Annotated in this window: 8 protein-coding genes and 1 tRNA gene; 1 reads left to right on the forward strand and 8 read right to left on the reverse strand. The window is 68.0% G+C overall.

Features of this window, described 5'->3' with window-relative positions; genetic code table 11:
- Nucleotides 1-116 precede the first annotated feature (116 nt).
- From ettA to LOK44_RS28330, 6 genes are all read right to left on the reverse strand, one after another.
- On the reverse strand, nt 117-1,790 hold the full coding sequence (ettA, locus tag LOK44_RS28305) for an energy-dependent translational throttle protein EttA (RefSeq protein ID WP_237573408.1): 1,674 nt from the start codon (nt 1,788-1,790) through the stop codon (nt 117-119).
- 93 nt (nt 1,791-1,883) lie between these two features.
- Nucleotides 1,884-2,396, reverse strand: coding sequence for a single-stranded DNA-binding protein (locus LOK44_RS28310; RefSeq protein WP_237573409.1), 513 nt, complete (start codon nt 2,394-2,396; stop codon nt 1,884-1,886).
- Nucleotides 2,397-2,548: 152 nt separating this feature from the next.
- Complete coding sequence (locus LOK44_RS28315) at nt 2,549-4,561, reverse strand: bifunctional copper resistance protein CopD/cytochrome c oxidase assembly protein (protein WP_237573410.1); 2,013 nt, start codon at nt 4,559-4,561, stop codon at nt 2,549-2,551.
- Between the two features lie 33 nt (nt 4,562-4,594).
- On the reverse strand, nt 4,595-6,967 hold the full coding sequence (locus LOK44_RS28320) for a glycerol-3-phosphate 1-O-acyltransferase (RefSeq protein ID WP_237573411.1): 2,373 nt from the start codon (nt 6,965-6,967) through the stop codon (nt 4,595-4,597).
- The gene (locus LOK44_RS28325) at nt 6,964-8,610 is read right to left on the reverse strand and encodes an HAD-IB family hydrolase/lysophospholipid acyltransferase family protein (RefSeq protein WP_237573412.1); all 1,647 of its coding nucleotides are present in this window, start codon (nt 8,608-8,610) and stop codon (nt 6,964-6,966) included. Before LOK44_RS28325 ends, LOK44_RS28320 begins: the two co-directional genes overlap by 4 nt.
- Nucleotides 8,607-10,082, reverse strand: a complete 1,476-nt coding sequence (locus tag LOK44_RS28330) for a wax ester/triacylglycerol synthase family O-acyltransferase (protein WP_237573413.1) — start codon at nt 10,080-10,082, stop codon at nt 8,607-8,609. Before LOK44_RS28330 ends, LOK44_RS28325 begins: the two co-directional genes overlap by 4 nt.
- A 188-nt stretch (nt 10,083-10,270) precedes the next feature.
- On the opposite strand from LOK44_RS28330, the gene LOK44_RS28335 reads away from it, so the two are divergent.
- Nucleotides 10,271-10,343 (forward strand) — tRNA-Arg (locus tag LOK44_RS28335).
- Between the two features lie 126 nt (nt 10,344-10,469).
- Here the strand turns inward: LOK44_RS28335 and hypB are convergent.
- Nucleotides 10,470-11,234 carry a hydrogenase nickel incorporation protein HypB gene (gene hypB, locus LOK44_RS28340; protein ID WP_237573414.1) on the reverse strand — a complete coding sequence of 255 codons (765 nt, stop codon included), beginning with the start codon at nt 11,232-11,234 and terminating at the stop codon, nt 10,470-10,472.
- Complete coding sequence (locus LOK44_RS28345; RefSeq protein WP_237573415.1) at nt 11,227-11,604, reverse strand: hydrogenase maturation nickel metallochaperone HypA; 378 nt, start codon at nt 11,602-11,604, stop codon at nt 11,227-11,229. Before LOK44_RS28345 ends, hypB begins: the two co-directional genes overlap by 8 nt.
- Nucleotides 11,605-11,751 lie beyond the last annotated feature (147 nt).

Here is an 11,751-nt window from a genome sequence, read left to right on the forward strand (position 1 = left end):
GCCTGCGCGCCGTCCGTCGTTGGCCCGCTCCGCCGGCCCCACGGGGACGGCGGAGCGATGGCACGCAGCAGCGACACTAGTAGCCCCCGTGGCCCCCGCGCGCCTACCCGGCGAGATCAGTCGCGGGTCAACCGGCGATGCGTCACACGGTGCGGACGCGCCGCATCGATGCCGAGTCGTTCGACCTTGTTCTCCTCGTAGGCACCGAAGTTGCCCTCGAACCAGAACCACTTCGCCTCGTTGTCGTCGTCGCCCTCCCAGGCGAGGATGTGCGTGCAGGTGCGGTCCAAGAACCAGCGATCGTGGGAGATCACCACGGCGCAGCCGGGGAACGTCTCGAGCGCGTTCTCCAGCGACGACAGCGTCTCCACGTCCAGATCGTTGGTCGGCTCGTCGAGCAGGATCAGGTTGCCGCCCTCCTTGAGCGTCAACGCCAGGTTCAGGCGGTTGCGCTCACCACCGGAGAGCACACCCGCCGGCTTCTGCTGATCGGGTCCCTTGAAGCCGAATGCCGAGACGTAGGCGCGCGACGGAATCTCGTTCTGGCCGACCTCGATGTAGTCCAGACCGTCGGAGACGACCTGCCACACGTTCTTCTTCGGGTCGATGCCGCCACGGTTCTGATCGACGTAGCTGAGCTTGACGGTCTCGCCGACCTTCACCTCACCGCTGTCGGGCGCTTCGAGGCCGACGATCGTCTTGAACAGCGTCGTCTTGCCGACGCCGTTCGGGCCGATCACGCCGACGATGCCGTTGCGGGGCAGCGTGAACGAGAGGTCCTTGATCAGCGTGCGACCCGCGAATCCCTTGTCGAGGTGGCTCACCTCGACCACGACGTTGCCCAGGCGTGGGCCGGTCGGGATCTGGATCTCCTCGAAGTCGAGCTTGCGCGTCTTCTCCGCCTCGGCGACCATCTCGTCGTAGCGGCTCAGGCGCGCCTTGTTCTTGGCTTGCCGCGCCTTGGCACCCGACCGCACCCAGGCGAGTTCCTCGGTCAGACGCTTGTGCAGCTTGGCGTCCTTGCGGCCCTGCACGGCGATGCGCTCGGCCTTCTTCTCCAGGTACGTCGAGTAGTTGCCCTCGTAGGGGTACGCCCGACCACGGTCGAGTTCGAGGATCCACTCGGCGACGTTGTCGAGGAAGTACCGGTCGTGGGTGACGGCGAGGATGGCGCCCTTGTAGTCGGCGAGGTGCTGCTCGAGCCACATCACGCTCTCGGCGTCGAGGTGGTTGGTGGGCTCGTCGAGCAGCAGCAGGTCCGGCTTCGACAGCAGCAGGCGGCAGAGCGCCACACGGCGTCGCTCACCACCGGAGAGGTGGTTGACCGGCTCGTCGGGCGGCGGGCAGCGCAGGGCGTCCATCGCCTGCTCGAGCTGACTGTCGATGTCCCAGGCGTCGGCGGCGTCGAGTTCCTCCTGGAGCCGGCCCATCTCCTCCATGAGTTCGTCGGTGTAGTCGGTCGCCATCAGCTCGGCGACCTCGTTGTACCGGTTGAGCTTGCCCTTGATCGCCACGCCGGCTTCGACGTTCTCGCGGACGGTCTTGTCCTCGTCGAGCTGGGGCTCCTGCATCAGGATCCCGACCGTCGCACCCGGCTGCAGGTAGGCGTCGCCGTTGTTCGCCTGGTCGAGCCCGGCCATGATCCGCAAGACGCTCGACTTGCCGGCACCGTTGGGCCCGACGACGCCGATCTTCGCGCCGGGAAGGAAGTTCAGCGTGACGTCGTCGAGGATGACCTTGTCGCCGTGCGCCTTGCGGACCTTCCGCATCGTGTAGATGAATTCGGCCATGCCGTTGCGTTGCCTTTCGTCTCCCCGGGTAATGCTCGGAGACCATCCTAGGCGTCACCGCGTCGGCCGAACCGACGGAGGCTGTCGGGACGGCTACGCCGTGAGCGTGAGCCCAGCCTCCGGCGCCGACCCGTCGGACGAGCCGTCCGAACCGTCGTCGTCGACGTCACCGGGGTCGACGTCACCGGTCCCGGCGGATTCCGTGCCCGCATCGCCACCGTCCCCGGTGCCCGGGCCGACGCCGGCCAGTCGCCGCGTCGAGGTGATGCGGGCGACGCTGCGCGCGAGGTCCGGCCCGACGGAGATGGCGCGGATCTCATTGGTCGAGCGCTTGTTGCCCTCCTTGTCGTCGTACTCATTGGTGTAGAGGTGCCCGACGACCACGACCGGGTCGCCCTTGACGAGCGATCCGCCGGCTCCCAGGGCCAGCGCGCCCCAGCAGCTGACCGTCACGTAGAGCGTGTCCCCGGCCTGCCAACTGCCGTCGGCCGCCTTGCGGCGGGAGTTGCTCGCCACCCGGAGGCGGGTGAGGTCCTGCTCGCCGACGCGGCGCCGCACGGGCTCGCTGACGATGTTGCCGACGAGGGCGATGGGTGTCTCGAACATTGGTGTTCCTCTCGTATCGCTACTGGCGATGTCCACGATGGACACCTCCATTCACGGCGCGAGGGGTGACGAGGACGCGGCTGAACCGAGCCCACGATGCCGCGCTGTGGATGAAACCCGGACTGGGGATGGATGGGCGGGGCCCGACCTCGCTAGCGCGACTCGGACTCGCGTTTGGCCATCTGGGCGAGCATCGCGTTGTAGGCCGCGAGGTCGGCGTCGTCGTCGCGGTCGGCAGCGCGGTCCATGCGAGTGGCGGTGCGCTGGTCGGTTCGGCGCCACTGGATCAGTAGCGCGAGCAGGACCAGGACCAATGGGACCTCGCCCGCCGACCACGCGATCGCGCCTCCGAGCTTCTGGTCGTCGATCAGGTCGGTGTGCCACGGCAGGCCCAGCGACTCGTAGAAGTCCCCGGCCAGCAGCGACTTGGTGCCCATCAACACGACCCCGAAGAACGCGTGCAGCGGCAGCGAGGCGAACACGATGCCGAGCTTGGCCAAAGGCGGAATCGGGCGCGGCGTCGGGTCGACGCCGATGACGACCCAGTAGAACAGGTACCCGCTGAGCAGGAAGTGCACGTTCATCGCCACGTGCGCGGCGTGACTGTCCGCGGCGGCGTCGAACAGGCCGCCGAAGTACAGACCGTAGAAGCCGGCCACGAAGAGGACCAGCGCCACGATCGGGTGCGTCAGGAACTTCGATACCTTGCTGTGCAGCGCGGCGAGCAGCCACTCCCGCATGCCGGGCGGATCACCGCGGCCTGCGGCGGGCAGAGCCCGCAGGGCAAGCGTCACCGGCGCGCCAAGGACCAGCAGCACGGGAACGAGCATCGACAGCAGCATGTGTGCCGACATGTGCACGCTGAACATCGCGGGCATGTACCGCCCGACGCCCGACGACGTCGTGAACAGCAGCACGGCGCAGCCGCACAGCCAGGCGACGATGCGACCGGTCGGCCAGGCGTCGCCGCGCCGGCGCAGCCGCACGACGCCCGCGACGTAAACGGCGGCGAAGATCAGCGCCGCGGTGCCGAGGATCAGGTCGAAGCGCCAGTCGAACAGCAGCCGTGCCACCGTTGGCGGACCCGCGAGGTCGTAGCCCAGTTCGACGGCGGGGATCGACGGGTTGAGCACCAGCGGCGGCGGGGGCGGCGTGCGCCCCAGGGCCACTGCGATGCCGAACGTCAGCGCGAAGACCACCGCCTCGACCACGGCGAGCCGGATCAGTGGACGACGGCTCTCGGCGTCCTCGGCCAACGCGGCCACGCTCCGCCGCCGGTGCTGCCAGCCGATGAAGCCCAGAACGCACAGCGCGAGGACCTTGGCCAGGATCAGGCGGCCGTACCCGCTCGTCAGCAGATCCTCCGGCCGGATCCGCACCAGCGCGTTGACGATGCCGGACACCGCCATCGCGACGAAGCACCACAGGGCGACCGCGGAGAATCTCCGCGCCGCGACGTCGGCGTGCGCGCCGCCGCGCAGCGCGTGGACCAGCAGCGCCAGCAGGCCACCGGCCCAGATCGCGCCCGCGACGAGGTGGATGATCAGGCTGTTGGTGGCCAGGTCGTGCGAGCCGCCCGACGACGAGTGACCGGCCAGGGCCAGCGGTAGCAGCGTCACCAGCGAGCCGGCGAACAGCAGCGGTGTCCACGACCAGCGCAGTACCGGGATGGCCGCGATCGTGACGATGGCGGCCAGCGCAGCCGTCCAGCGCCACAGCCCCGCGGTCTCGACGAGCCCGGCGACCGACCAGATCGACGATGGACTGAGCTGCGGGGTCAGCGGCTGACCGGTCACGTCGGAGACGGTCAAGGGCACCAGCAGGGCCGCGCACACCGCCCACGTCCCGGATGCGACGGTGCCGATGCGCAGCGCCCGGTATCCGGCGACGTCGAGCACGCCGCTGGGCTGCGGCGGCACCAGGAACGCGGCGAACAAGAAGGACCCGACCGCCACGACGGCGGCGATCTCACCCGCAGACCGCACGAACGGCAGGCCGTAGCTGGTGATCGGACCCGGATCGGGCAGCCCGGTGGCGGTGAGCGCGTCAGCCAGCGCGAGCGCGCCCAGCCCCGCAGCGGTGCACCCGGCGAGCAGTGCGACGGCCACCAGGATCGGGCCCACCGCACCACGGCGGGTACTCGGCGGCGCGGTGGTGGTGGTCATGCCACCAGGGTATTGCGGTGCGGTGACCGACGGTCATTCGGCGGCTGGACGCCGCCTCGACTCCCGGGCCATGAACTGCTGCCGGGACACCGTCTCCACCGTGCTCATGTCCTCGAGGATGCCGCGCAGTTCGTGCCGGAACGCCGCACGCCGGTCGGCGAGGTCGGCAGCCGGTTCGAGCAGTCGCCGGTCGGCACACACCTGCCGCGCCGTCGCGAAAAGCAGCGCCGACACCGACTCGTTGCTGCGCACCCTCCCCTGCGCGACGTACTGGTTGCCCACGCCCAGGGCCCGACGGGTCAGTTCCTTCTCGTCGATGTCGGCAGGCGCGTCGCGCAGCACGTCGGCCACGATCCCGTAGGCCTCGAAGAACGGCCGCAGCAAGGCGCCGGCGACCAGCGGGCGCTTGTGTCGCAGCATCTCCTCGATGCGCTCGTGCCCTGCCGCGAAGTCACCCTCCCAATCCGGGGTGCCGCCGCGCGACGCACCCACCTCGGTGCGGGCGAGCCACGACATCTCCTCGGCGACGTGCGCGCGGAAGGCTGCCGAGTCGGCGAAGTAGAAGTCGAACTTCAACAGGTCGCGCAGGCGCATCGCCTGTGACCAGAACGCCTCGAGGCGGTCGCCGTCGACGCGGGCCGCATGCGCGAGGGCGAGGTCGACGATCGACGTCTCGAGGAACGCGTCGATGAGCGTGTTGCGGTAGAACGCCGCCTCGTGCTCGTCCTCGGGGGCGATGAACCACACCGGTTCCCGTCCCCCGTCGACGCGGGTGACGGGGTGGCGGTTGGACAGCGCGTCGACCGCTGCGCGCACCCCCTCGGGCGTGCGGAGGCGCAGGGCACTGTTCGTCATCGGGGTCTGCTTGCGTTCGAGGTAGTCCAGCGAGTCCTGCAGCGTGTGGCACAGCTGGTCCAGCGTGAGCGCCACACCGCGCGTGGTGAGCAGCAGCGCGGACACCAGCGCGGACGCGTTGACCGGGGTGGCACGCAGGATGCGCCACGCCACCTCGAACGCCATCTTCTGCAACGCAAGGCGTTTGGCGTCCTCGTCGGTGGTCATCGTGCCGTGCGGCTCACCGAGGTACTCGCGCATCGACACCGCTTCGGGGAAGCGGACGTAGATCTTGCCGTAGTTGCGATCGCCCTGGGCCTTGATGAAGTTGTACATCCACGACAGGCCCTCGGGCGTCTTCTCGCCGCCGCGGGCGTACGCCGCGTACTCCGCCGTCTCGTGCAACTGGTCGAAGCTGATGGACACGGGCTGCAACAGGATGTCGTCGCTGCGGCCGTCGAGATACGCGTCGGCGACGTATGCGAGCAGACCGAGCTTGGGCGGCAACATCTTTCCGGTGCGCGACCGCGTGCCCTCGATCGACCAGCTGAGGTTGAAGCGCTTCTCGACGATGTACCCGACGAACTGCCGCAGCACGTACTTGTACAGCGGGTCGTCGAGCCGGCGCCGGATGAAGATGACGCCGGAGTGCCGCATGAGCGGCCCCATGGCGCCGAACGACAGGTTGATGCCTGCGAAGGTGTGCACCGGAGGCAGCCGGTTCTCCTGCATGGCCACCGGCACGATGACGCCGTCGAGATACGAACGGTGCGAGAACAACAGCACGGCCGGATGGGTCTCCAGCGCCTTGCGCATGGATTCGACCTGGCTGCGGTCGTAGTCGATGTTGGGATCGAAGCCGCGGCTGAAGATCGCCCGCCCGAGCGACGGGATCAGGTCGACCGAGAAGCGGCTCCACCCGGTCGACAGTTCGTCGAGCATCTCGCCGGCCTTGTCGACGGTGGCGTCGGGAATCTTTTCGAGCCCCTCGCGGAAGCGCGCGGATGCCAGCATCTCGGGCTTGACCAGGCGGGGTGACTTGTATTCGGGTCCGAGCAAGCGCAATTCGACGCGCTCGATGGCCAGGCTGGCCCGCCGCAGCACGAAGTGCGCGAATTCGCGCGGGTTCTCGGCGACCGTGGTGTCGCTCCACTGTTGGCGTAGCTCGGAGACCTTGGCGGGCTCACCGGCCACCACGCGGGCGCGCGCCGGGTCACGCTTGAGGATGCGGCGCTGCAGGGCGGTCGGCGGCCGGTAGGTGTCGCGGCCCGACAGGAACGACACCACCTTCGATCGGGTCGGTAGACCGCCGGGAATCCAAAAGACCCGCGACGGCACGACCGACCTGTCCTCATCGGCCTCGAGCAACTCCACCAGCCTGGCCAGCACCGCGCCCGGCGGATCGCCGTCGGGGAGTTCCAGCACTTCGATGCGGGCGTCCGGGTGCTTGTCGCGCTGGTCGCCGAGCCAATCGTCGAGCAGTCGACGTTCAGCCGGGGACCCGACGGACGCGAGGACCAGCGCGTCGCCGGTCGGGCTGAAGGTCGCATACTCGTCGACCGAGGGCTTCACGGCCGCCCCTTCGCGGTCCCGGTGGAACGCGCTGTCCCCGTTGACTTCTGTGGCTGAGCCTTCTTGGCCGCCGCCTTCTTGGCCGGCGTCTTCTTGGCAGCGGACTTCTTCGCGGCGGTCTTCTTCGGCTGCGACTCGTCGGCGGTGCTGCGCGAGTAGAGCGGGACGTCGGGGATGCCGTCGAACGGCCACTCCCGCAACGTGTCCAGATAGAGCTGACGGACCTCGGCGATGCGCTCCGAGAGGTTCTCGTTGGTCCAGTCGTCGACCGGGATCGGCGGGAAGACCGCGACGTCGACGGTGCCCGAATTGAAGGTGGTGGAGTTCCGGTGCGCGATGACCTCCGCGTTGCGGATGACGATCGGCACGATCGGTATGCCTGCCGACATCGCGATGCGGAAGGCACCCTTCTTGAACGGGCCAACCTCGTTGGTGTCCAGCCTGGTGCCCTCGGGCGCGATCATCACCGAGATACCCTTGCGCGCAAGTTCTTCGATCTTCTGTAGACCCTCGACGGCGGCCCTGGGATCATCCCGGTCGATGAACGCGGCGTCCATCACCTTGCCGATCGAACCCATCAGTGGGTCGTTCTCGAGTTCCTTCTTGCCCACCGACGTGAAGTTGTCGCTGATCAACCGACCGGCGATGAACGGATCGACCTGGTTGCGGTGGTTGAAGAGGAACACCGCAGGCCGCTTGGCCGTCAGGTTCTCCTCGCCCACCACGTTGAGGTCGATGCCGATCACCGTCATCAGCAGCCTGGTCCACGTGGAGGTGAAGAAGTTGACCCCCGTGCGGCGGTTGCGGGTCAGCAGGCCCAGCCCGAATGCTCCAGCGGCGGCGGGCACCAGCGAAGCGATGCCTGCGACCGTACGCAGTTGCGACACGGGGCTGCTGCCGCTGCGGCTGGAGAACCGCAGCACGGGCCACCCGCGCTTCATGGCGACGGCCTGCATCTTGCCGCCGGGATTGGTGGGCCGCGGGTTCCCGACCAGGTACATCAGCGCGACGTCTTCGTCGCCGTCGGCGTAGAAGTAGCTCTTGGCGAGGTCGACGCCGTTCTCCGCGGCGAACGCCTGCACCGCGCGTGCCTTGCCCGGCCCCCAGATGATGGGCCGCTTCACTTCGCCAGTGATCAGGCCGTTCTCGTCGGTCTCGAACTTGTTGCTGAGGATGTTGTCGATGCCCAGGAACGCGGCAACCGGCTCGACCTGAACGGTCAGCGCCGAGGAGCTGAGCACGACGGTGTGTCCGCGCGCCTGGTGGGCGCGCACCATGTCGCGCATCTCGGGATAGATGCGCTGCTCGACGTACTGGACGAACAGCCGCTCGCCGAGTTCTTCGAGGTCGCTGAGCGAACTCCCATGCAGCATGCGGGCGCCCTTGCCGATGAGGTCCTCGAACTCGGAGCGGCCGAGCTGGTGGTTGAGCCCGGCTTGCACCATGCCGATGAATTCGCCGACGTTCATCTGCCTGCGGCGCAGGCGGTCCTGCGTCATCAGCACCCCGGTGAAGCCGGCGACCAGCGTGCCGTCGAGGTCGAAGAACGCGCCGATCCGGGGACCCTCCGGGCTGGCCTGGATCTCGGCCACCGAACCCGGCAAGCGCATGGCCCGGCTGGTCTGTCCGTTCTGCGAACTCATTGCGGCGCACTCCCATTCGACGTATCAGTGTCGGCATCGTCGGTGAACGAGGCCGGTATGCAGCGGGCGTCGCCGCCGAGCGCGAGCACCTCGTCGAAACCCTCGGCGAGGCAGCGGGCCCACAGGTCCGAATCGGTGATCGATGCCTTGTCGTAGCGGGTGGTGATGGTGCAGTACCCAGCGCGGGACACCAGTACTGCCATCATCGCCACCCCGGGTAGCGGACCGAGTCCGTAGTGCCGCACGATCTTCGCCCCGGCGATGAACGTGTCACCCGGGTAGATCGGGATGTTGCTGGCCTGCACGTCGGAGGCGACGATGGACCCGGCCACCGATTCGAGGACTGCGTCGGGCAGGAGGCTGAGGATCGGCGCGACGGCGCCCACCAGGTCGATGGCGCGCTCCTCGCGCTTCTGCGTCATCTGCTTGCGCACCTGGGCAATCCGCTTGGCGGGGTCGACTATTCCCACGGGTGCGGCGAGGTTGACCCCGGCGAAGCGGTTGCCGCCCGCGGGATCGTCGTCGGAGCGCAGGTTGACCGGGACCGCCATGGGGATCGTTTGCACCGGCAGCCCGCGCGCGTCGTGATAGAGCCGCAGCGCGCCGCACAATCCGGCCAGATAGGCGTCGTTGACGGATCCGCCGACGGCCTTGGTCGCTCGGTAGAGGTCGCCGAACTCGATGTCGATGGCTTCACTGCGAGACGAGAGACTGCGGCGGCGCAACAGCGGTGACGGTTCGGACACCGAGCCCATGACCCGCGCTCCGGACCGGGCGTAATCCACCACGCCGCCGACCGCAGACGCCGGGTTGCGCACCACCCGGCTCAGCGTTCCGGCCGCTCCGCCGAGCGCGCTTCGCACGCCGCCCACGATGGTGTTGGGCAGGTTGCCGATCCCTTCGCGCATCAGGTCGTTCGGCGACAGATCCTGCGGGATCGGCAACGGCGCCGCGCGGGTCGCGGGCGGATCGCGCTCGAGATCGTAGATGTGGGCGAACATCTCGACCCCGCCCACCGCATCGGTCATCGCGTGGCTCAGGTGCAGAATGCTGGCGGCACGGCCGTCGGCGAGGCCCTCGACCAACGTGGCCGACCACAGCGGCCGTGAGATGTCCATGGGCGACTGAAGGGCCACCTCCGCGAGATCGAGCACGTCGCGCAGGGTTCCCGGTTCGGGCGCGCGCACCCGTCGCACGTGGAAGTCGAGGTTGAAGTCCGGGTCGACCACCCATCGCGGCGCCGCGGTGGGAAGCGTCGGCATCACGACCTTCTGCCGCAGGCGCAGCACCTTGCGGGACGCTTGCTCGAACTTCGCGCGGTAGCGGTTCCAGTCGGGTGTGGTGTCGAGCAGTTCGACGCCCATGATTCCCGACCTGGTGCGTGGGTTGGCCTCGCCGCGATGCAACAGCTGGTCCACGGCGCTCAGTTCCTCGGGAAGTCCGGCCGCGTCCAACTCCGGCACGTCGCTCATGGCGTTGCGCTCCCCTCCCCTGGTGGCCCGATGCTGACTCCACGCTAGTCCGCGGCCCCTCGGTTGCGCGGGGCGTTGATCGTAGCTGTGACGCAGATGTGAACGGTCGAGACCGATCGACACCGGTGACCCAGGATGCGGGGATGACGCGTCCTCCGGTTCGAGTCGTTCGTTAAGGTGTGTTCGCGGCCCCCGTAGCTCAGCGGATAGAGCAGCCGCCTTCTAAGCGGTTGGTCGCAGGTTCGATCCCTGCCGGGGGCGCTTTCGATGCATGAATCTGGGACGCGCTGCCGAAGGCGGATAGGCGAATGAACCGTCACGTCGGCGGTGGGACACCAAGTCGAGCCGATCCACCACCGTAACCAACGAGCGGGGATCGTCGAGGGTTCACTGCGCGGCGAAGGCGCGCAGCCATGCGAACCACGCGACCATCCCTTCACCCGTCCGGGCACTGAGGGGCAGCACCAGGGCGCCGGGGTTGACCTCGTGCACGTGGCGGACGTAGGTCGCGACATCGGCATCCAGGTGCGGCTCGAGGTCGATCTTGTTGAGGAGCACCACGTCCACCGAACGAAACATGACCGGGTACTTCAGCGGCTTGTCCTCGCCCTCGGTGATCGAATACACCATCACCTTGGCGTGCTCGCCCACGTCGAACTCGGCGGGGCACACGAGGTTGCCTACGTTCTCGACGATGACGAGGTCCAACGCGGCCAGATCCAATTGTGCCAGAGCCCGGTTGACCATCGGAGCGTCCAGGTGGCACTCACCGCCGAACCCGTTGCTGGTGTTCAAGAGTGAGATCTGAGCACCACGGCCCGCTAGCTTTGCTGCGTCGAGGTCGGTGGCGATGTCACCTTCGATGATCCCGATCGCGATGTCGCCATTGAGTTCGTCGAGCGTCGAGGCCAGGACCGTCGTCTTACCCGAGCCGGGTGAACTCATCAGGTTCAGGGCACGGACGCCGTGCCTTTCGAACGCGCTGCGATTGAGGGCGGCCGTGCTGTCGTTCTCGGCGAAGATCGACTCGAGCACACTGACGCGTTGAGATCCGGTCGCATATCCGGTGTGGTCCCCATGGTCGGCTTCGTGGTCGTGGTCGTGGTCATGGCTGTGTTCGGTGCCGTCGTCGTGACGGTGAAACCTACCCATTTGGACCGCTTTTCGACGCGTCAACGCCTACGGGATCGCCGATCTCGATGGACGTGACCATGAACTCCTCGCCGCGAATGACGTCCACCTCGGTGCTGCCGCACCCTGGGCAGGCGACTGAGAAGCGCGATGCGATCTCGCTCTCCTCCCCACACGATCGGCACGACACGGCGGCCGCGATCAGCTGCAGTTCCAACTCAGCATGGTCCATGCCCGCGAACTCCCGGACCAGGGTCCAACAGAAGGACAACGACTCGGGCACTACCTGCCGCAGCGCACCCACTTGGACCCGCACGACGTCCACCTGCCGCCCAGCAGCGTGAGGCTGCACGACACCGGCGATGGCCTGGCACAGTGACAGCTCATGCACGGGGAACCACCGCCGGTCCGGTTGTGTCGTCGATGTGCGGATCCTATGCCTCGAATGCACGCGGCGAGCCTGGAACCGAGATGAAGAAGTAGTGACCAAAGTCCTCAGGGGATTGTGATCTTCATGCGGCGGATGCGGGTCTAGCCT

It is taken from the genome of Mycolicibacterium lacusdiani (genome assembly GCF_021916785.1).
Classification (GTDB): Bacteria; Actinomycetota; Actinomycetes; order Mycobacteriales; family Mycobacteriaceae; genus Mycobacterium; species Mycobacterium lacusdiani.